General features: G+C 64.0%; 18 protein-coding genes. 7 read left to right on the top strand and 11 right to left on the bottom strand.

Features of this window, described 5'->3' with window-relative positions; translation table 11 throughout:
* The first annotated feature begins 82 nt into the window (after positions 1-82).
* Both AC1DYW_RS17220 and AC1DYW_RS17215 read left to right on the top strand, forming a co-directional pair.
* Positions 83-1,231: a histidine kinase dimerization/phosphoacceptor domain -containing protein gene (locus AC1DYW_RS17220; RefSeq protein ID WP_477227018.1), complete on the top strand. Its 1,149-nt coding sequence runs from the start codon at positions 83-85 to the stop codon at positions 1,229-1,231.
* Positions 1,228-1,677 (top strand): response regulator, encoded by a 450-nt coding sequence (locus AC1DYW_RS17215; RefSeq protein ID WP_095087049.1) that lies wholly within the window; start codon positions 1,228-1,230, stop codon positions 1,675-1,677. The genes AC1DYW_RS17220 and AC1DYW_RS17215 overlap by 4 nt, the downstream gene beginning before the upstream one ends.
* 81 nt (positions 1,678-1,758) lie before the next feature.
* On the opposite strand, the gene AC1DYW_RS17210 is transcribed toward AC1DYW_RS17215, so the two are convergent.
* Positions 1,759-2,634: a dienelactone hydrolase family protein gene (locus tag AC1DYW_RS17210; RefSeq protein ID WP_477227017.1), complete on the bottom strand. Its 876-nt coding sequence runs from the start codon at positions 2,632-2,634 to the stop codon at positions 1,759-1,761.
* A gap of 256 nt (positions 2,635-2,890) precedes the next feature.
* Here AC1DYW_RS17210 and AC1DYW_RS17205 point away from each other — a divergent pair, with 256 nt between their 5' ends.
* Complete coding sequence (locus AC1DYW_RS17205) at positions 2,891-3,046, top strand: hypothetical protein (protein WP_477227016.1); 156 nt, start codon at positions 2,891-2,893, stop codon at positions 3,044-3,046.
* Between the two features lie 9 nt (positions 3,047-3,055).
* Positions 3,056-3,490, top strand: coding sequence for a hypothetical protein (locus tag AC1DYW_RS17200; RefSeq protein WP_457151975.1), 435 nt, complete (start codon positions 3,056-3,058; stop codon positions 3,488-3,490).
* 30 nt (positions 3,491-3,520) lie between these two features.
* Here AC1DYW_RS17200 and AC1DYW_RS17195 read toward each other — a convergent pair whose 3' ends face one another.
* Positions 3,521-5,836, bottom strand: coding sequence for a glucose/quinate/shikimate family membrane-bound PQQ-dependent dehydrogenase (locus AC1DYW_RS17195; RefSeq protein ID WP_477227015.1), 2,316 nt, complete (start codon positions 5,834-5,836; stop codon positions 3,521-3,523).
* Positions 5,837-6,025: 189 nt separating this feature from the next.
* Between AC1DYW_RS17195 and AC1DYW_RS17190 the strand changes: the two genes are divergently transcribed.
* A complete protein-coding gene (locus tag AC1DYW_RS17190; protein ID WP_477227014.1) occupies positions 6,026-6,853 on the top strand; it encodes a DUF2059 domain-containing protein in 828 nt (275 codons plus the stop codon).
* Positions 6,854-6,934: 81 nt separating this feature from the next.
* Positions 6,935-9,595, top strand: a complete 2,661-nt coding sequence (locus tag AC1DYW_RS17185) for an ATP-dependent helicase (RefSeq protein WP_477227013.1) — start codon at positions 6,935-6,937, stop codon at positions 9,593-9,595.
* Positions 9,596-9,652: 57 nt separating this feature from the next.
* Here AC1DYW_RS17185 and AC1DYW_RS17180 read toward each other — a convergent pair whose 3' ends face one another.
* The 5 genes from AC1DYW_RS17180 to AC1DYW_RS17160 all read right to left on the bottom strand — a co-directional run bounded on the left by AC1DYW_RS17180 (position 9,653) and on the right by AC1DYW_RS17160 (position 14,628).
* Positions 9,653-10,696 (bottom strand): ABC transporter permease, encoded by a 1,044-nt coding sequence (locus AC1DYW_RS17180; RefSeq protein ID WP_477227012.1) that lies wholly within the window; start codon positions 10,694-10,696, stop codon positions 9,653-9,655.
* The gene (locus AC1DYW_RS17175; protein ID WP_477227011.1) at positions 10,693-11,490 is read right to left on the bottom strand and encodes an ATP-binding cassette domain-containing protein; all 798 of its coding nucleotides are present in this window, start codon (positions 11,488-11,490) and stop codon (positions 10,693-10,695) included. Before AC1DYW_RS17175 ends, AC1DYW_RS17180 begins: the two co-directional genes overlap by 4 nt.
* An 85-nt stretch (positions 11,491-11,575) precedes the next feature.
* Positions 11,576-12,583, bottom strand: a complete 1,008-nt coding sequence (locus AC1DYW_RS17170; RefSeq protein WP_095087028.1) for a substrate-binding domain-containing protein — start codon at positions 12,581-12,583, stop codon at positions 11,576-11,578.
* A 105-nt stretch (positions 12,584-12,688) separates the two neighbouring features.
* Positions 12,689-13,597, bottom strand: a complete 909-nt coding sequence (locus AC1DYW_RS17165) for a sugar phosphate isomerase/epimerase family protein (RefSeq protein ID WP_477227010.1) — start codon at positions 13,595-13,597, stop codon at positions 12,689-12,691.
* Entirely contained in the window at positions 13,594-14,628 is a 1,035-nt protein-coding gene (locus tag AC1DYW_RS17160) for a Gfo/Idh/MocA family protein (protein ID WP_477227009.1), read from the bottom strand. Before AC1DYW_RS17160 ends, AC1DYW_RS17165 begins: the two co-directional genes overlap by 4 nt.
* Positions 14,629-14,826: 198 nt before the next feature.
* On the opposite strand from AC1DYW_RS17160, the gene AC1DYW_RS17155 reads away from it, so the two are divergent.
* Positions 14,827-15,852 (top strand): LacI family DNA-binding transcriptional regulator, encoded by a 1,026-nt coding sequence (locus tag AC1DYW_RS17155; protein ID WP_477227008.1) that lies wholly within the window; start codon positions 14,827-14,829, stop codon positions 15,850-15,852.
* A gap of 43 nt (positions 15,853-15,895) precedes the next feature.
* Here AC1DYW_RS17155 and AC1DYW_RS17150 read toward each other — a convergent pair whose 3' ends face one another.
* The 4 genes from AC1DYW_RS17150 to AC1DYW_RS17135 all read right to left on the bottom strand — a co-directional run bounded on the left by AC1DYW_RS17150 (position 15,896) and on the right by AC1DYW_RS17135 (position 21,096).
* The gene (locus AC1DYW_RS17150) at positions 15,896-16,210 is read right to left on the bottom strand and encodes a ferritin family protein (protein ID WP_477227007.1); all 315 of its coding nucleotides are present in this window, start codon (positions 16,208-16,210) and stop codon (positions 15,896-15,898) included.
* 56 nt (positions 16,211-16,266) lie between these two features.
* Positions 16,267-17,022 carry a bestrophin-like domain gene (locus AC1DYW_RS17145; RefSeq protein WP_477227006.1) on the bottom strand — a complete coding sequence of 252 codons (756 nt, stop codon included), beginning with the start codon at positions 17,020-17,022 and terminating at the stop codon, positions 16,267-16,269.
* Between the two features lie 99 nt (positions 17,023-17,121).
* On the bottom strand, positions 17,122-18,675 hold the full coding sequence (locus AC1DYW_RS17140) for a trimethylamine methyltransferase family protein (protein WP_477227092.1): 1,554 nt from the start codon (positions 18,673-18,675) through the stop codon (positions 17,122-17,124).
* A gap of 9 nt (positions 18,676-18,684) precedes the next feature.
* The gene (locus AC1DYW_RS17135; protein ID WP_477227005.1) at positions 18,685-21,096 is read right to left on the bottom strand and encodes a GcvT family protein; all 2,412 of its coding nucleotides are present in this window, start codon (positions 21,094-21,096) and stop codon (positions 18,685-18,687) included.
* Between the last annotated feature and the right edge of the window lie 140 nt (positions 21,097-21,236).

The following is a 21,236-nucleotide window of genomic DNA, read 5'->3' as shown; positions in this document are numbered from 1 at the left end:
CTGCGATAAAACGGCTCAAGATTGAACTATTTCCACTCCTGAGCCGTTGGTCCCCACGAAAACGGCTTGGAGTTGGAAAGAAATGGACTGGAAACGGACCAGGGAACCGGCTGACGCCTGGCGCATGACAGACGATCTGCATGCAGAACACGGCAAGGGCGATCCGTTCGCCGCCGCCATTCGCGCCACGCGCATGTCGATGATCATCACCGATCCCCGGCAACAGGACAATCCGATCGTCTTTGCAAATGACGCGTTCCTGCGCCTGACCGGCTATGAGCGCGACGAGGTCATGGGTAAGAACTGCCGTTTCCTGCAAGGACCCAAGACCGACAAGGCCGCCGTCGACAAGGTGCGCGCCGCGATCGAAGATCGAGCCGACATCGCCGTCGATCTTCTGAACTACCGCAAGGACGGTTCCAGCTTCTGGAATGCGCTCTACATCAGTCCGGTTTCCAACGACAAAGGCGAATTGCAGTTCTTTTTCGCCTCGCAACTGGACGTCTCGGACCGCAAGAGCTCGGAGCATCGCGTAAAAGCGGACAAGGACCGCTTCGAGAAGGCAGTACAGGAACGCACCAGCGAGCTTGAAGCCGCACTCGAGGCGCAGACAACCCTGCTGCACGAGGTCGACCATCGAGTGAAGAACAACCTGCAGATGATCTCCTCACTGATCATCATGCAGAGCCGGACCATCAAGGACGAATCGACCAAGCAGTCGCTGTCCACCATGCTGGCGCGCATCGAGGCGCTGAGCACCGTCCACCGCCGGCTCTACCAGTCGAAGGACGTTAGCCGGTTCGACGTCTCGGATTTCGCCAGGGATCTCGTATCCAACCTGCTCACGGCTTCGGGACGTTCGGAGATCAAGTCGACCCTCGACCTCGAACCCATCGTCATTTCGGCTGAAAAGGCAACTCCCGTCGCCCTGATGGTCAATGAGCTTGTCACCAACGCGCTAAAACATGCTTTCAAGGAAAAGCCTGACGGCACGAGGACGGGGCGCATCGGCATCAAGATGAGCCAGCCTGACGGCCACTTCAACATCGAGGTGTCCGATGATGGGGTCGGCATGGCTGATGCCAGCGGCGACGCGTCTTTCGGCATGCGGCTGATCAAGTCGCTGGCCCGTCAGCTGCGCGCCGACATCGAATGGCGCGACGCCGGCCCCGGCACCAAAGTTATCATCTCGATGCCGAACGAACCGCAGCAAAAAGGGAATCTGTCATGATTGAACCGCTCAAGGTCCTGATCGTCGAAGACGAAGCGCTGCTGGCAATGGAACTGGAAGGCCTTGTCGAGGACGCCGGCCACAGCGTCGTTGGCTGGGCGACCTCCCTGACCGAAGCAAGGACCATGGTGGATACAACGGCCGCCGACATCGCCTTTGTCGACATTCATCTGACCGACGGGCCGACCGGCGTCGAAGTGGCCGAGTATATCGGCCAGAAGAAGAACGCCATGGTGGTGTTCATGACCGCCAACCCGAAACGTATTCCCGATCATTTCGCAGGCGCGATCGGCGTGATTGCCAAACCTTACACGATGAACGGGCTGACCTCCGCGTTACGCTATCTGCAGGAAGGCGTGCGCCGTCCGCCGCCCGTTTCGGTGCTGCCGTCCGGCTTCACGCTGTCGCCGGCCTTCGAAACCGTCTGGGCGTCCTCAGGTGCCTGACTCCAAAAGGAGCACGGGAAAGCGCGTAGCGCTTTCCCTAAGGCAAATCCGAGCGGCGCGGCGTTACCGCGATGAAAAGCTCTACGCCAGCTTCTCCTTGAGGAAAGCGATCGTGCGCCCCCAGGCGAGGTCGGCCGCCTTCTTGTCGTAGCGCGCCGCCGAGGTGTCATTGTTGAAGGCGTGGTTGGCGCCTTCATAGACATACACCGTGTATTCGACATGCGCGGCATCGAGCTCCTTCTTGAAGGCGTCGATGCCGGCATTGGTGCGCTCGTCCAGCCCGGCATAGTGCAGCAGCAGTGCAGCCTTGATCTTCGACACATCGGCGGCCTTCGGCTGCATGCCGTAATAGGCGACGGAGGCGCTGAGATCGGGCGCGTTGACGGCCAACATGTTTGCCGTGCCACCGCCCCAGCAGAAGCCGACGGCGCCGACCTTGCCGTTGCCGTCCTCTTCGACCTTGAGGAAAGCGACCGTTGCCACCCCGTTGGCGACAGTCTGCGCGGAATCCAGTTTGGTGAACATGTCGCGCGCCTTGTCCTCGTCATCAGGCGTGCCGCCGAGCGGCGACAGGAAATCCGGCGCCAGCGCCACGAACCCTTCCAGCGCCACGCGCCGCGCCACATCGCGAATATGCGGGTTGAGCCCCCTGTTCTCGTGGATGACGATGACGGTGCCGAGCTTGCCAGACAGGTTCGCAGGCTTGACCAGATAGCCCTTCATCTCACCGCTGCTGCCGGCATATGTGATGTCCTCGCCCTTCACGCGTGGATCGTTGTCGGCAACGATTGCCGCTTGCGCCGAATTTGCCGCCAAAAGCGGTGCGATCGCGGCCGCGGCAGCACCCGATCCGGCAAGCCGGGTCAGTTGCTCCATGAAGCGGCGGCGGTCGAGCGTCAGATGGGTGTATTCATCATAGGCGTCGATCATCGCCTGGGTGATGGCTGGTTTCGTCATGGGCGCGCTCCTTCGATCCGCTTTGGCATCGTTCGCAAGATAGGGGCGAGGCTCCTGTCGTCCAGTCACGGCTCGGTGACACCTCGTCCTCCCTCGCGAATGCCCTGGAGGCTTCCAGCATCATCACGTTTTGGTCATCAGCCACAAATCCTGATGGCGCTGCCACAATAGTGGGGGACACTGACAGACGTCGGCCGCGCCTTGGCGCGGTCACGGTCCTGATCTGAAAGGCCCTATCTGGAAAGGAAAGACGCCGATGACCATGCCCTCGCCAATCCTGGCAGCCGCCTTCCTGTTTGCCGCGACCGCCATTCCAGCGTTGCGCGCGACGATCGTTGCCGCAAGTCGAAGGTCCACGATCAAGGTCCGCAGCCATCAGCGCCATCCGGCAAACACGAAAACCCAGGGTTGAGGTGAAGTCATGGACGTACAGGACATCGTGAACACTGTTTCGCAGAAGGCAGGTCTCGACCAGGCGACGACGGAAAAGGTCGTTGGCACCATTTTCTCGGTGCTCGAGCACGAAGCGGAAGGCACCAGCGCCTCCTCATTCTTCGCCAAGATCCCCGGCGCCGATGCGTTGGCCCAGAAGTATGACGTCATGGCCACCGCCCCAGCCGGCGGTGGCGGCTTTCTGTCCTCGCTGCAGGGCGCGCTTGGCGGCGTTCTCGGCGAGAAAGCCGGCGCATTGGTCAACGGTATTGCGGCGCTGAAGGCATCCGGCCTCGACATGGCGCAGATCCAGAAAGCGGGCGCGACGCTGATCCAGCAAGCCGAAGCCGCCGCCGGCCCGGACCTGACGAACGAGGTGCTGGGCTCGGTGCCCAGCCTGAAGAGCCATCTCGGGATCAGCTGAGGCGTCGATCCGTCAAGACAGTAGTCTCCCCTACTTCGGCAGCGCGTAGGCCATCACATAATCGCCCGGCTTTGTGCCGACCGAGCCATGGCCGCCGGCAACGATGACCACGAATTGGCGTCCGTCGGCGACGGTGTAGGTCATCGGCGTCGATTGCCCGCCGGCCGGCAGTCGTGCCTGCCAGAGCTGCTTGCCCGATGTCAGGTCATAGGCGCGCAGATAATCGTCGACCGCGGCACCCAGGAAGGCGACGCCGCCGGCGGTGATCATCGGTCCGCCAATGCCCGGCACACCGACCTTCAGTGGCAATGGCAGCGGCGTCATGTCGTAGACGGTGCCGTTGCGATGCTTGTAGGCGATGGTGCCGGTCCGCAAATCCACACCCGCGACATAGCCCCAGGGCGGCGCCTGGCAGGGAATGCCGAGCGGCGACAGGAACGGTCCCATCACCACCGCATAGGGCGCGCCCTCGTTGCGGTTCAGCCCTTGCTCGCTGCCGCGCCCTTCATCCGGCGGCGGCACCTGATCGCGCGGAATGAGCTGCGACTTGAAAGCCAGATAGGTCGGCATGCCGAATAGTACCTGCCGCACCGGATCAACCGCGACGCCGCCCCAGTTGAAGGTGCCGAAATTGCCGGGATAGATTAGCGACCCCTGCACCGACGGCGGCGTGTAACGGCCTTCGTAGCGCAGGCCCTGGAATTCGATCCGGCACGCCAGTTGGTCGAACATGGTGATGCCCCACATGTCAGCGCCGGTCAGCGGCTTCGGATTGAAGGAGAGGTCCGACGCTGGCTGCGTTGGCGCGCTGTGGTCACCCTCGACGGCGCCGCCGGGCGCCGGCACTTCCTTGACCGCAACCACCGGCTCGCCGGTGCGGCGGTCAAGCACATAGAGGTCGCCCTGCTTGGTCGGCCCGACCAGCGCCGGCACCACCGTGCCGTCGGCCTTGGTGATGTCGATCAGGCTCGGCTGCGCCGGCACGTCCATGTCCCAGAGGTCGTGGTGCACGGTCTGCCGCACCCAGCGCAACTGCCCGGTGTTGAGGTCGAGCGCGGTGATCGAGGACGAGAACTTCTCGACATTGTCGCTGCGCCCGGCACCGAGCTGGTCCGGCGTCTGGTTGCCGAGCGGCACGTAGAGCAGGCCGAGCTTCTCGTCGGCGCTGGGCGTCGACCACATGTTGGGCGAGTTGGCGGTATAGGTCTGGCCCGCCCCCAGCGGCGTCGTCTGGTCCGGATTGCCGGAATCCCAGTTCCACACCAGGGCGCCGGTGTTGACATCGTAGGCGCGGATGACGCCAGACGGCTCCTGCGTCGAATAATTGTCGTTGACGGCGCCGCCGACGATGATCTTGCCGCCCGATACCAACGGCGCCGAGGTCGAATAGTAATAGCCCGACTTCGGATAGGGCATGTTGGTCAGCAGGTTCAGCGTGCCGCCCTCGGCGAAGGCCGGACAGACCTGCCCGTTGGCGGCGTCGAGCGCGATCAGCCGCGCATCCGAGGTCGGCAGGTAGACGCGGGTTGCACAGGGCTGGCCGGCGGCGATTGCGGCATCGGCATAATAGGACACGCCGCGGCAGGTCTGGTGCTGGCGATCCTTGTCGAGCTTGATCTTGGGATCGTAGCGCCATTTCTCCTTGCCGGTCACCGCATCGACCGCGATGGCGAAATTGTGCGGCGTGCAGATGTAGAGCGTGTCGCCGATCTTCAGCGGTGTCACCTGATACGTTGTCTCGCTGATATCGTCCGGCCCCTTCACGTCGCCGGTGCGATAGGTCCAGGCCGGCTGCAGCTTGGCGACATTGTCCGGCGTGATCTGGTCGAGCGGCGAATAGCGTTGGCCAAACTGCGTGCGTCCGTAATAGTGCCACTCACCGGCCGGCACATCGTTGCCGAGATTGGCATTGGGGATCACCTTGTCGGTGTCGAGCTCGCCGGCAATGTCCTTCGGATCCGCTGTCATTGAATAACCGGCGACCGCCAGCGACGCCAGCACGGCAAGGATCAGCGGCGCGCGTGCGTCAGGGCCGGTAATCCCCCGCCGCGCCCACGGCGTCAGCAGCCAGAGTGCAACCAGCACGATGATGCCGCCGCGCGGGCCGAGTTCCCACCAGTCGAAGCCGGTTTCCCAGACCGCCCAGGCCAGCGTGCCGATCACGATCGCCGCGTAGAGCCACAGCGCGGTGGACCGGCGCCGGTAGAGCAGCCAGGCGGCGATCAGGAAGGCGATGCCGACGATAATATAGTACCAGCTGCCGCCCAGCGAAGCCAAGCGGATGCCGCCGCCGCCAAGCACCAGACCGATCAGAAAAAGGATGAGGGAGGTGATGGTGACAGCCAAGATGATACTCCTTCGACTGTTGCGTTTTGCGACGCCCAAGGACAGCCCGATGCACCCGTTCCTGCCCTCCGCACAGCTTTCTCCCGCCCGCCCCGCCTGTCAAGGCGACGCACACGCCAAGGTGGCAATCCATCTTGCCTGCGGTCGGGTTTTCCAGCAGTCTCCATCATCTCTCGCAGGAGCAAGCAAATGACGTCGTTCGTTCCGCCGCTGACGCGCCTGATGCTTGCACTCTGTTGCCTTGTCTCTCTCACCGTGGCTGCGCCTGCGCAGACGCTGCATGAGATCAACAAGGCGAACGGCTTTCACGAGATGCTGATGGCTATCGGCCCGGGTTTCATCGCGGCCGTGAAATCGGCGCCGGAAACGCCGCCGCAAAAAGTCCAGGACGCCCTGGCGGCGGCCATGGAAGGCGCCTTTGACGCGAACAAGATGGAGGCAGCCATCGAAGCGCGAATGGCGGACAAACTGCCCGCCAGTGAATTGTCCGACCTGGCCTCGTTCTATGCGTCGCCCCTCGGTAAACAAGTCACGGCACTGGAAATCCAGGCGTCAACTCCGGAAGAAAGGCAACGCAAGACGATCGAAGGTCCCAAGATCCTGGGCGAACTTCCATCTAGGGATCCGACTCGGCTCGCACTGTACAAGAAGCTCGTGGACGATCTCAGCGCTGTCGACACCGGAGAAGCCGTGGCCTTGAACATGGGCTACGCCATGCTTTCCGAGATGCTTGGAGCGGCCGGCAAGCCCCTGCCCGACGACCAGATCATGGCCCTGCTGCGCCAGCGATCCGAAGGCCTTCGCCATGACATCGAAACGGACGTCATGGCATCGGTGGCCTACATCTACCGGGATTTGCCCCTTGACGATCTCAAGCTCTACCAGATTTTCCTGACATCGCCCGCCGGCAGCCACTATTACGACCAGATGCAGGTCGCTCTCGGCGCCGTGATGACGGACGAGGCGCGCTCGTTCGGACATCGATTTTTCGTCGCCCTCGGTTATCGCAAGGCCTGAACAGCCCATATCAGGCACTTTAGCGGAACAAAACGTAGACACTTCTGGCCTTTCGCCGCCGAATCACTACATTCGGGGGAGATGTCCGGCTTTTCCGAAGACATGCCCTTTTTCGATGAACCCAATGCGCGGCCAACTGCCCCGTCGGGCATTGCCGCGCGCGCCATGGCTGCCCGCAGCGGCCACAACAATGCGCCGGACTATCTGAAGGGGCTGAACCCCGAGCAGAGGCTGGCGGTGGAAACCACCGAGGGCCCGGTTCTGGTGCTGGCCGGCGCCGGTACCGGCAAGACGCGTGTGCTGACCACGCGCATCGCCCACATCCTCGCCACCGGCAAAGCCTTCCCCTCGCAGATCCTCGCCGTCACCTTCACCAACAAGGCCGCGCGCGAAATGAAGCAGCGCATTGGCATCCTGATCGGCGAAGGCAATGTCGAAGGCATGCCGTGGCTGGGCACCTTCCACTCGATTGGAGTGAAGCTGCTTCGCAGACACGCCGAGCTTGCCGGTTTGCGCTCCGACTTCACCATCCTCGACACCGACGATGTCGTGCGGCTGATCAAGCAGTTGATCCAGGCCGAGGGCCTGGACGACAAGCGCTGGCCGGCCAAGCAGTTCGCCCAGATGATCGACGGCTGGAAGAACAAGGGACAAGGCCCGGCCGACATCGCCGAGGGCGACGCCCGCGCCTTCGCCAACGGCAAGGGCCGCGAGCTCTACAAGGCCTATCAGGCGCGGCTGCAGACGCTGAACGCCTGCGACTTCGGCGACCTTTTGTGCCATCCGATCCGCATCTTCCGCGCCAATCCGGATGTGCTGAAGGAATACCACAAGCGCTTCAAATACATCCTCGTCGACGAGTATCAGGACACCAACACCGCCCAATACATGTGGCTGCGCCTGCTGGCGCAGCGGCCGCAAGCGTCGCGCCCATCTTCGTCGACCGGTCTCCAATCGGCCGAAGGCCGCAAGGACGACCGTCCGTCCGAGCCGTTGCGAGGCCCGCGCGGAGGGCCCGCGCCGGCAGGCGCGGAACAGCCCGTGAGCGACAACAAAGTCAACATCTGCTGCGTCGGCGACGACGATCAATCCATCTATGGCTGGCGCGGCGCCGAGATCGACAACATCCTGCGCTTCGACAAGGATTTTCCCGGCGCCACCATCATCCGGCTGGAACGCAACTACCGCTCCACCGCGCATATCCTGGGGGCTGCCTCCCACCTCATCGCCCACAATGAGGGCCGCTTCGGCAAGACGCTGTTCACCGACCGCGACGAGCCCGAGGACGACAAGGTCCATGTCCACGCCGCTTGGGATTCCGAGGAGGAAGCCCGCGCCGTCGGCGAGACCATCGAGGCCTACCAGCGCCAGAAGCACAATCTCAACGACATGGCCATTCTGGTCCGAGCCTCATTCCAGATGCGCGAGTTCGAGGACCGCTTTGTCACGCTCGGCCTCAACTACCGCGTCATCGGCGGTCCGCGCTTCTACGAGCGCATGGAAATCCGCGATGCGCTGGCCTTCTTCCGCGTCGTCGCGCAAGGTGCCGACGACCTCGCCTTCGAGCGCATCGTCAACGTGCCGAAGCGCGGGCTGGGCGAAACCACCATCCGCCAGATCCACGACACGGCGCGCGCGCTGCGCGTGCCGATGCTGGAAGCCGCCGCCAAGCTCGCCGAAAGCGACGAGTTGAAGCCGAAGCCGCGCGCCGCCTTGCGCGAGGTCGCGGCCAATTTCGAGCGCTGGCAGAAGGCGCTGGAGACCACGCCGCACACCGAACTCGCCGAGACCATTCTGGAAGAGAGCGGTTACACCGACATGTGGAAGAACGACCGCTCGGTCGAAGCGCCCGGCCGCCTGGAGAATTTGAAGGAGCTGATCCGCTCCATGGAGGAATACGAGTCGCTGCGCTCCTTCCTCGAGCATGTGGCACTGGTCATGGACGCCGAGCAGAATGCCGAGCTCGACGCCGTCAACATCATGACGCTGCATTCGGCCAAGGGCCTCGAATTCGAGACCGTCTTCCTGCCCGGCTGGGAGGAAGGCCTGTTCCCGCACCAGCGCGCGCTCGATGAGGGCGGCCGCTCCGGGCTGGAGGAAGAGCGCCGGCTCGCCTATGTCGGCCTGACCCGCGCCAAGAAGAACCTGCATTTGTGGTTCGTCTCCAACCGACGCATCCACGGCCTGTGGCAGTCGACCATCCCGTCGCGCTTTCTAGAAGAGCTGCCGGAAGCCCATGTCGATATCGCCGAGAGCGGCAATTCCTACGGCGGCTATGGCAATTCCTATGGCGGGGGCTCATTCGCCTCCGGTCGCGGGGGGCGGCAAAATCCCTATGGCGCCTCGCGCTTCGACAATGTCGGCGCCAACACCGAAAAATCCGGTGCCTTCTCCAACACCTATGCGACGCCGGGCTGGCAGCGCGCGCAACAGAACCGCACCGAAGCGACCGACCGCAATTGGGGCTCGCGCTCCGGCCATCAGGTCGAGCGCATCGGCTATGGCGAGACCGACTCCGGCTACGGCGCCGGCCGCACCAGCGTCAAAGGCCGCACCATCGACGGTGAGCTGGTCGCGAAATCCGTCTCGGATACGCCATCCGCCTTCAGCGTTGGAGATCGCGTCTTCCACCAGAAATTCGGCAACGGCAACATTTCCGCCATCGAAGGCAACAAGCTGACGATCGACTTCGACAAGGCCGGCCAGAAGCGCGTGCTGGACGGGTTTGTCGCAGCGGTGTGAACGGCCGCTTGCCCCGTTGTCCTACAAGCGACCGCCCCAGCCAGAAATCTCCACCCGTCACCGATACCGCGCCTGGTTCCATTTGTGGCCGAGCAGCGACAGGATGATGATCAGCCCGTTGAAGAACTGCACGTAGAAGCCGCTCAGGCCCGCCGCCACGACGCCGGTCTGGATGAACGACACGGTGACCGCACCGATGGCGCCGCCGACGACGGTGCCGATGCCGCCCCAGGTCGGCGTACCGCCGACGAACACCGATGCCAGCACCGGCAAGAGATAGCCGTCGCCGGCGGTCGGCCACCAGGTGAAGTTGATCATTACCGAGAAGGTGCCGGCGATCGCCGCGCCGATGCCTACGAAGACGAACACTTTCACCCGCACGCGCTTGACGTCGATGCCCATCTGCTGGGCGCTGTCGGGATTGTCGCCGACCACCCTCACCTGCGCGCCGAAGCGGTGGCGGTTGTAGAGCATCGCCGACAATACGACGAAGGCGATGGCCCAGAATATCTGCACCGGGATGCCATAAACCTGGCTGGAGAAAATCTTATAGGCCCAGCTGTTGGCAAGGTTGGTCAGCGCCATCGACTTGCCTTCGTTGATGATCTGGATCAGGCCGCGCAGCAGGAAATTCATGCCGAGCGTGGCGATTAGCGACGACAGCCCGCCATAGACCACCAGGGAGCCCACCAGGAAGCCGAGCAGTATGCCGGTGACGAGCGCCGCGGCAATGCCGAGAAACGGATCGTAGCCGGCCTGCACGACCAGCGCGAAGACCCATGAGGCAAAACCCATCGTCGCCGGAAACGACAGGTCGATCTCGCCGCAGGTAACGACGAAGACCAGCGGCACCACCACGAACAGCGCGACCGGCAGCGTGGTCAGCACCGAACTGTAGAGATACCAGGTGGTGAACACGGTTGGGTTGGCGATCATGAACACCGCCATCATGACGATGAACACGCCGAGCGTGCCGAGCGAAGCACGATTGTCGAGGATGAAGCCGCGCAGCCATTGATCGGATGGGTGTCTCCACTCCTTCTGTGGGCTGGGAATGGCGGTGGACGGCTCGTGCAGATCGGGTTCCATGGTCTTGCTCATCGCACTGCCCTCTCGGCGTCGCCGGTGTCGTGCAACCCGGCCAACCCGCCGGGGTGTGCGACATCCTCCATGAAGTTGATGAGGTTCTCGGCCGACTTGACCTCGCTGCGGTCGGCGGTGAGCGCGACCTTGCCGCGATCGAGCACCACGAAGCGGTCGGCGATGTCGAAGACATGATGGATATTGTGGCCGATGAACAGGATCGAGCGGCCGCTCGCCCGCACCTGGCGCACAAAATGGAAGACCTTGGCGGTTTCGGTCAGCGACAGCGCCGTCGTTGGCTCGTCGAGGATGATCAGTTCCGCCTGCTTGTAGATGGCGCGCGCGATCGCCACGCCCTGGCGCTCGCCGCCCGATAGCTGACCCACGATCGACTGCGGCGTGAACACTTTCGAGGTGAAGCCGATCTCGCGCATCAGCCGGCTGGCTTCCTCGATCTCCTTGTTGACCTTCAGCCAGCCGAGGAAGCCGGTGAGTTCTCGGCCCATGAAGATGTTGCGCACGATCGTCTGCTGCACGGCCAGCGCCCGGTCCTGGAACACCGTCTCGATGCCCGCGTCGCGCGAACGCGCCGCACTCCATCCCGTCACCGCCTTGCCGCGCACGAGGATCTCGCCGCTGGTCGGCCTGACCACGCCGGACAGGATCTTGATCAGGGTCGACTTGCCGGCGCCATTGTCACCGATCAGGCCAACCACTTCGCCACGGTCGACGCTGAGATTGACCCCGCCCAGTGCATAGACCTGGCCATAGGACTTGCTGATATCGCGCAGTTCGATGATGCGTTCGGCCATCGGATCCTCACCTCTGTTGTCGCTGCCGGCGTCTCTGCCGGCGGTCCTGCCGGCCGGGCTCAGCCCCGGCCGGCAGCTTGGGAGGTCAGCGCAGTGCCTGCTTGGCCAGTTCGGCGACGATCTCGTAATTTTCAACCGTGACGAAGCCGGCGCCGGTGTCGACATTCATCGGCGCCAGACCGAGCACCACCTGCTGGCAGAGGCTGAGGATCGGCAGATAGCCCTGCAGGAACGGCTGCTGGTCGGCCGTCAGCTGTACCCAGCCGCCCTTGAAGGCCTCGACGATCTGCGGGCTGGTGTCGAAGCCGAAGTTGAAGATGTCGCCGGCCTTCCTCCCTGCGGCCTGCATGTATGTCGGCACATTGCCGAGCATCTGCCCGCCGGGATAGCCGACCGCCTTGACGTCGGGATTGTTGAGCAACGCGGCGGTGATCAACGGGATCGCGAGATTCGGATCGGCTGCCCATTCGGTTTGAGAATTGATTTGAATGACATCGATGCCGGCCTCTTTCAGCGCGGCGACTGTCCCACGCTCGCGCGCGCCCCGACTCTCATTCTCGAACGGGCCGATCATGATCGCCTTGTCGCCGGCCTTGAGCTTGGCCAGCTTGAACGCCTCGGCGCCGAGCGCGCGGCCCTGCTGCTCCTGCTGGGCGCCGACATAGCCGCCGCCGAACGCCGCCGTCACCGTCGGCACCGGCACATTCTGGTACATCATCTTGATGCCATCCTTATGCGCCTGTTCGGCCAGCGGCATGATCGCAGCGTCGCCAGGGTGGCCCATCATGGCGATGCCGCCTGGCTTGACCGCGACCGCCTCGCGCAATTGCTGCACCATCTTTTCGACGTCCCAGCCGGAGAAGATGTAATCGACCTTTGGTCCGAGATCGGCTGCCGCCTGCTTGGCGCCATTGTAGACGATGGTGCCGAAGGCGTCGCCCTCGGCGCCGCCGACGAAGAAACGGATGTGGACGTCCTTGCACCATTGGGCGTCGAGCGCCTGCGCCGGCAAGGTGGAGATCGCAGCGGCGAGCGTCGTGGCGGCGGCCACGATCGTCGAGCGCAGAAGTGTCCTTCTCATCGTCATGCTCATGCACTTATCCTCCCTTTTTTCCCTGGCCAGGCCGAGGGGTTTTCGACGATCGCTTCGGCAGTGCGCCGCAATCTTGGCCAGCCGGCACCTCCCGCCGGCTCGCTCTCACACCGGGTTAGGCAGGTAGCTGGCACCTCCCCGGCATTGCTTCAGATAGTCCAGGGCACGTACCTGCCCGGTGATCTCCAGCTCGTTGCGATAGACCGGATCGTGCCAGCCTTCGATGTCGATGGCGCCCTTGTAGCCGGCCAGCCGCAGTTCGCTGATCACCCGCGTCCAGTCGCTGTCGCCGAAGCCCGGCGTGCGCATCTGCACGAACGGCAGCCGGCCGAACACGCCGTGTTCGCGGATCACATCCCAGCGCACCGTCGCGTCCTTGCCGTGGACATGGAAGATGCGCGGCGCCCATTTGCGGATCTGCGGCAAGGGATCGATCAGGTAGACGAGTTGGTGGCAGGGCTCCCATTCGAGGCCGAGATTGTCGTCTGGCAATTCATTGAACATCAGCTCCCAGGCGTCCGGATTGTGGGCGATGTTCCAGTCTCCACCAGCCCAGTTGCCGTCCATGGCGCAATTCTCGAAAGCGATGCGCACGCCCTTGTCGGCGGCGCGCCTGGCCAGCGGACCCCAGACTTCCTTGAAGCGTGGCAGGCTGTCGGGCAACGGCTTGCCGCGGAGGCGGCCGGTGAAGCCGCTGACGATCGAGGTGCCGAACAGATGCGCGTTGTCGATCACCGTTTCCCAGGCCTGGAGCACACCGCGATCGACGTCGCCGCCCTCCAGCGGATTGCCGAACACGCCGATCGAGGAGACCGTGACGTCCGCATCGCCGATCGCCTCGCGGATCTGGCCGGCAAGCCGCGGCAGATCCTTGCCGCCCAGCGTCTGCCAGAAGAAGGGCTGGATGCACTCGAAACCGAGCGGCAGGATCGCCTTGATATAGGCGGCCGGGTCATCGAGATTGGCCCGCACCATGGTGCCGATCCTGATGTCGAGAAGCGGGTTTGGCATCATTGTCCTTCCTGCGAAGAGATCGTCACCCGGCGCCCGGTCTCGGCGCTTTCGATAGCGCCGAAGACCATGGCCAGGCTCTTGATGTTGTCGGCGCCGTGCGTCTCCGGCTCGGTACCGGTCTCGATCGCGCGCATGAAATCCTGAATGATGCCAAGATGGCCGCCGACGCGGTCGGCGGGATCGAGCGGCGGCACGGCGATCGGCTCGGTACGGTCGAACAGGCCTTCACGGGCTGGCAGGACGACCTCGGCCTTCAATTCGTCACTGCCGTCCCAGACCAGGCTGCCGCGCTCGGCGACGATGCGCCATGTGCTCTCCCAACTGGTGCGAAAGCCGGCGGCGCACCAGGAGCCGGCATAGGTGAAGACCTTGCCGCCGCCGAGATCGAAGACCGCGCTGGCCGATGATCCCTGCCGGTACCAGGAACTCGCCGGCTCCCATTCCTGGCAATAGACGCCGGCCGGCTCGCCATTCACCATGTAGCGGGCGGCGTCGAATGTGTGGATCGCCATGTCGAGCAGCAGGACGTGGGCCATCTCCTCGCGAAAACCGCCGAAATGCGGCGCGACGAAGAAGTCGGCATGGATGCTGGTCGCGGCACCGATGGCGCCGGAAGAGAGAAAGCGCCGGATACGCCTGACATTGGCGACGTAGCGGCGGTTCTGGACGACGGCATGGATACGCCCGGCCCGGCGGGCGGCCTCGACGATTGCGCGCGCATTCTCGGGGCTGTCGGCGAGCGGCTTTTCCGTCAGGAGATGGCAATGATGGGCAAAGGCCGAGAACGCGACCTCGCGCCGGGCGGCGGGAACCACCACGTCGAACACTGCGTCGGGCCTGGTCTGGTCGAGCACCACATCGAGGCTGGTGCCGATGACGGCGCTGGTGAGGTCGTATTCGCGCGCCCTCGCCCTCGCCCTGTCGGCGTCCAGGTCGACAAGGCCGACAACGGAAAGCCCATCGATCTGCCTCACGGCATCGAGCCACTGCTTGCTCATCGCTCCGCAGCCGGCCAGGACGACATTGATCATCCAGCACTCCTCCTCCGCTCGGTCCCTCCAGACCGATCGTCACGGCATTCACGGCATGGCCGTAAACGTTTTTCCGTAAACGTTTACGAGAACACACCCGAAGGTGTAGAATGTCAATTGGCCGCTCGCAAAAAATTGTCTTGTCGCCTTGGCCTGAGCGCTTACCGGTGCTAGCCAAGCAAGGGGGAGAACAGTCACTTGGCGTCCAGCATTCATGACCTTGCCCGTCACCTGAACATTTCGATCGGCACCGTGTCGCGCGCCCTCAACGGCCGCGCCGACGTCAACGCCGACACGCGCCAGCGCGTGCTCGAGGCGGCCAGGACGCTGAACTATTCGCCGAACCAGTCCGGCCGCAGCCTTCGGCAGGGCGCCACTCATTCGATCGCCTTCATGCTGCAGCCGCATCCGGGCGACCAGCAATATGGCGAGCCGTTCTTCATTCCGTTCCTGATCGGGCTGCAGGCGAAACTTGCCGAGAGCGGGCTCGACCTGATCGTGGTCATGGGCGCGCCGGGCGACTACCAGCAGGAACGCCTGCGCCGTGTCGTCGAGACGCGCCGCGCCGATGCCGTGGTGCTGGCCTGGACGCGGCGGGAGGACGAGCGCATCGACTATCTCACCCAGGCCGGCTTCCCGTTCGCCACGCTCGGTCGCAGCCGCTCCGGGGCCAAGTCCTACCCTTCGCTCGACCTCGATTTCGAAAAGGCCGGTGCCGACGCAGTCGACCGCCTGGTGGCGCGCGGCCACCGCCGCATTGCCGCCATCCGCCCGTCGCTCGATCTCAATTTCAGCTACCTGTTCCTCGACGGGTATCGCAAGGCCTTGCGGCGGCACGGCATCGAGGTGGACCCCGAGCTGATCGCGTCCGGTTTCATCAACGAGGCCGGCGGCTACGAGGTGACGCCGCAGGTCATGCGCTCCAAGGATCCGCCGACCGCTATCATCTTCAACAACGACGCGATGGCGCTTGGCGGCTGCAAGGCGCTGGCCGAAATGGGGATCAGGCCAGGCCACGACATGGCGGTGACCGTCATCGTCGACACGCCGCTCTGCCGTTACTTCTCGCCGGCGCTGACAGCCTTCCGCCCGGCCCTGGAGCCGATGGGTCAGCGGCTCGCCGAAATGCTGCTGGCCTCGATCCCGGCCTTCGCCGGCCCGGGGGGTCCGCGGATCATGCGCGAGGTCTGGCCGCTGGAGCTTGTGGCGCGCGACAGCGATTGATCTGGCCGAAAGCAGAGCCAGATCAGTCGCGACCTATCAGGCCTCAATCCACCTTCTTCTCACCCCTCTCGCCGGCCTTGACGATGTCGCCGGTGGTGAACAGGATTTCCTTCAGTTCCGCCCGCCAATCCTTTTTCTGGCGCAACAGGAATTCGAGATCCATGCCGAAATGCTTGAACTCCTCGCCTTGCGCGTTCTTCATGATGGAGCGGGCCTGCGGGTCCTTCTCCACCGAGATGCGCTGTTCGTACCAGCCTATCGCTTCCGCCTCCTCGATCAGCGAGGTAATCATGCGGGCAAAGGTCCGCACCTTCTGCGACAGTTCTTCAGGCGGTTCGTGATACTGGTCGAATCCCATGTCGTCCTCCGATGGAGCCATCTCACAGAATGCCCGGGATCGACGCCGGTTCCGTATCATCGCTGCAATTCCGCCAATGCCCTCTGCAGGGGCGCCGGCGAAATCTGGATCGGGCCGGAGAACGGTATGTCCATATCCAGGATGAGGTAGATCGCACCGGCGATCAGCACGGCCGAAACCACGAAGGTCGAAACCGTGATGGCGTTGCGCGGTGCCCTGAACCCGAAGCTGGCGAAGATCAGCACCAGCCACGCAACCAGCATGGCGATCAGCGGCGCAGGGATCGTGCCCTCCGACTGCTCGATCAGAATCCATCGCAACTCCACCACTTTCTGCAGACGCTGACCGGCATCCTGCAGAAGGGAGCTGTGCGCCGCGTCGGCCGGCTCCAGCGCCCTCAGCTGGGTGCCGATCTCCGTCAGCAGATGTTCGGACAGCCGGTTGGCGATGACCGGCGTTTCACCGGTCGGCGAAGCGTCGCCCGCCACCCTCTGCACATAGACGACCAGCAGCTGGCGCGCCTCGTCGGTCTCCGGGCCATACTCGCGCAAGGTCCTGTCGAGCAGGATCAGCTCCGTCGCATAGTCGTGCACGTTGTGATCGATCGATTCGAACGTGTTCTTGGCCGAGTTGATCATCAGGCCGAGCACCAGCGACGTCATAACCCCAAACAGGTTGGCGGCGAGCCGAACCACGTTGTTCGTATCTTCGTCGCGATGTCTGATCGGCAGCCTGGGCCAGATCGCCATGCTGACCAGCGGCGCCGCTGTCAGGCACAGGAAGATCATCACTGCGATCAAAGTTTCGCGCATGACGCCCATTTCTGCACGGGATGCGCCGATTGCCAATGACCCCGGCACCGATCACGTCGCGAAAGCTGCGTCACGCGTCTTGCGCGACGGCTCCCGCCCTCAGGACACCGGTGCTGCGCCGCCCTCTTGCGTGCGCCGGGCGATGAACGCGTCGAGGACGCCGGCGGTCGCGACAGCCGTAGCCGGCGGCACGAAATCGGCAAGTGTGCGCCTCCAGACACCGGTGGCCCGCTCGCTCGCCGTCTTCGAGCCGCCTTGCGTCCAATTGCCGAAATTCGACCAGTCGGCGACCAGCGGTTCGTAGAAGGCGGTGCGGTAGCGCGCCATGGTGTGGCCGGCCGAGAAGAAGTGACCGCCCGGCTGTACCTCGGCGATTGCCTCGAAGCCGATGGAATCGATGTCGCCGGGCGTCGGGGCGCAGAGTTCAGCCACCGTCTGCAACGCCTCGATATCAGTGACCAGCTTCTCGAAGGAAACGCTCAAGCCGCCTTCCAGCCAGCCGGCGGCATGGATGCACATCGTCGCCCCGGCCAGCACCGAGCCCCACAGCGCGAACTGCGTCTCGTGCGCCGCCTGCGCGTCCGAAATGTTGGCCGCGCTGCCGCCGCCGGACCGCCATGGCAGCCCGGTGAAGCGCGCCAGTTGGCCGGCGCCAAGCGTCGCCTTGACATGCTCTGGCGTGCCGAAGGCGGGCGCGCCTGATTTCATGTCGACATTGGAGGAGAAGGAGCCATAGACGACCGGTGCACTGGGCCGCACGATCTGCGCCAGCGTCAGTCCCGCCAGCGCTTCGGCATGCTGCAACGTCAGTGCACCGGCGACCGTGATCGGCGCCATCGCGCCCGCAAGGCAGAAGGGCGTGATGACGGAGATCTGCCCGGCCCTGGCGAAATCGATGATGCCTTGCGCCATCGGGATGTCGAGCTGGCGCGGCGAGTTGGTATTGATGACGGTGTAGCAGTGCGCGCCGGCAAGGAATTCGTCCTGCGACAGGCCGCGCGCCAGTCGCAGCATCTCGAAGCCGTCCTCGACCTGCGGCGTGCCGCGCGCGAAGACGAACGGAAGCTTGTCGGAGAGCGTCAGCTGCGCGCGGTTGACCGCATAGTGGCGAAAGCGGTTGTCGACGTCCTGCGGCTCGATGCAGGGTCCCAGCATATGCAGCACATCGAAATGCTGCACCAGCCGTATCAGATCCTCGAAATCGGCCAGCGTGCCCGGCCTCCGGCCGCGCTCGAGATCGGTGACGTTCGGCGCCCCGCATCCGGCCAGGAAAGTCATCGAGCCGAGTTCGAGGGTCAGATCGCGAGTGTGAGCACCGCCATGAGCATGGATCGACTTCGGCGCCGAGGCCAGTGCCGCCGTCACCATATCGCGGCCGATGCGCACCATGTCGGTGTCCGGATCGACCAGGGCGCCGGCGTGGGCGAAATGTTCACGCGCCTGCGGCAGCAGCACCTTGATACCGAGCTCTTCCAGCACGCGCAGCGCCGTGTCGTGGATGGCGGCAACCTGATCATCCGAAAAGATCGGCTGCGGCAGGAACGGGTTCCTCAGCGAACGGTAATTGGGGCGGCGGCTGGTTTCCGAGCCGGCTTCGCCCGTCCGTCCACGCCGGCGCTCGCGCCTGCTGTCACGTGCCGCGTCATCCATCAGAAATCCTCCTCATTGCCGCATCGCCTTGCCTTCGGGGTCGTAGGGCGAGGCCGCGATGACGCGCGCCGGCCTCTCCGTGCCGACGACATGCACCGAGAGCGCGGTGCCCTCGCCTGCGAAATCACGATCGACGAGCGCCAGCGCCAGGCTTTTGCCGACAGTATAGCCATAGCCGCCCGAAGTGACGAAGCCGACGCGCCGGCCTTGATGCCAGACCGGCTCGAAGCCGCTGGCGTCACCGTCGATGGCATCGATCTCCAGCGTCACCAGGCATTGGCCGCTGCCGCCCTCCCGCTGTTTCAATGCCGCCTCGCGACCGGTGAAGTCACCCTTCCCAAACGCGATGAACCGGTCGAGACCGGCCTGATCGGGTGTGTAGCCCTGGGTGAATTCACGCGACCAGATGCCGAAACTCTTCTCCAGCCGCAGCGCATTCAGCGCGTAATAGCCGATCTCGGCAAGGCCGAGATCCTCGCCGGCGGCCAGCAGCGTTTCGCGCAAGCCGGCATGCATGGTGACCGGACAACTGATCTCGAAACCGAGCTCACCGGCGATCGAAAGGCGGGCAACCCGCGCGGGCACCATACCGATGTCGAATGCCCCGCAGGCCATGAACGGCAGTGCCGCGCCCGACATGTCCTGATGCGTCGTGCGCGCCAGGATTTTGCGTGCATTCGGCCCAGTCAGCAGGAAGCCGCTCATCGTGTCGGAAAGGTCTGTGACAGTGATCCCCTCCGCCGCATGGCTCTCGAACCAGCGCATGTGGAATTCCCTGAGATAGTACGAGCCCATCAGCCAATAGTCGCCGCCACCCCAGTTGATGACCGTGAGGTCGCCCTTCAGCCGCCCGTCATGGCCGAGCATCGGCGCCAGCCTCGCCTGTCCCGGCTTCGGCAGCCTGCAGGCAAGCAACTGGTCAAGCCATGCTTCGGCCCCTTGCCCCGAGACCGCATAACGCGCATAGGCCGAGATATCGACGAGACCGGCGGCACGCCGAACCTGCAGCGCCTCGTCGCCGACGATGTCGAAGGCGTTGGAACGCCGCAGCGTCGTGTTCTCGCGAAACCCCATCGGTGCGAAATAGGCCGGGATTTCCAGACCCCAGGACGCCGTCCATTCGCATCCCGCCGCCGTCATGCCGTCATAGGCGCCGGGGCGTTTCAGCGGCCGGCCGGCGGGTAGCCGCTCATTGGGAAAGGTCATGACGAAGCGGCGCGAATAGAACTGGCGCGTCGTCTGCCTGAGATATTCGCGGTTGGCCGCGAAGGCGCCATAGCGGGCGATATCCATGCCGAAGATGTCGGCCTGCGGCTCACCATAGATCATCCACTCGGCCAGCGACTTGCCGACGCCGCCACCCTGGCTGAAGCCGGCCATGACGCCACAGGCAAGCCAGTAATTCTTCAGCCCGCGCACCGGCCCGACGATCGGATTGCCGTCGGGGGTGAAAGTGAAGGCGCCGTTGACCCATTTGCGGATGCCGGCCGTCCTCAGGCACGGAAAGCGCTCATAGGCCTTGGACAGTTCCGGGCTGATGCGGTCGATGTCTTCCGGGATCAGCTCGATGCCGTAATCCCATGGCGCGCCATCCATGTTCCAGTGCTTCGGGTTCTGCTCGTAGACGCCGAGCAGCACGCCCTTGCGCTCTTGCCTGAGGTAGGAAAAGCCGTCGAGATCGACCGCAAGACCGAGTTCCTTGTCGAGAGCGGCAACCTCCGGAATGTCTTCGGTGATGAAATAGTGGTGCTCCATCGGCGTCACCGGCAAGTCGACGCCGGCCATGCGGCCGAGCTGCTTTGCCCACAGCCCGCCGGCGTTGACGACATGCTCGGCCACGATCGTGCCTTGCTCGGTGACGACATCCCAGTGCCCGTCGGCACGCGCCTTCAACGCGACCACGCGGTTGCGCAGGATCACGTCGGCACCACGCTTTTTCGCGGCGCCGGCATAGGCATGCGTCGCTCCGTAAGGGTCGAGATGGCCTTCGTTGGAATCATAGAGGCCGCCGAGCACGTCGCTGACATCGACGATCGGGCAGATCTCCTTGATCTCTTCCGGTGTCACCAGGCGAGCCGTTTCGATGCCGACCGACTGGAACACGGCCCAGGCCGATTTCAGCCACTCCCAGCGCTGGGGATCGCTGGCCATGTTGACGCCGCCCGTCATGTGCAGGCCCGCGTCCTGGCCGGATTCGGCCTCGATCTCGCGATAGAGCTTGATGGTGTAGTCCTGCAGCGCCGCGACGTTGGGATCGGCATTGAGCGCGTGGAACCCGGCCGCCGCGTGCCAGGTCGAACCGGCCGTCAGTTCGGCTCGCTCGATCAGCGCCACATCGCTCCAGCCGAACCGTGTCAGATGATAGAGCACCGAGGCTCCGACCACGCCACCTCCGATGACGACTGCGCGGTAGTGCGACTTCAAGGCTTCCCTCCCCGGTTAGTCCGAAGGCTGCACCATATACGCACTGGACATATGTGTCTAGTACGATGCACGCACACCACGCTTTGTCGACTTGAGCTAGAAGGGAGTGATCAATTCTTTGGTGCGACCACAGGTTATTA

The sequence above is a fragment of the Mesorhizobium sp. P2_D5 genome, from assembly GCF_056404355.1.
The sequence above is the reverse complement of the archived record's forward strand: the minus strand, read 5'-3'. Positions and strand labels throughout refer to the sequence as shown.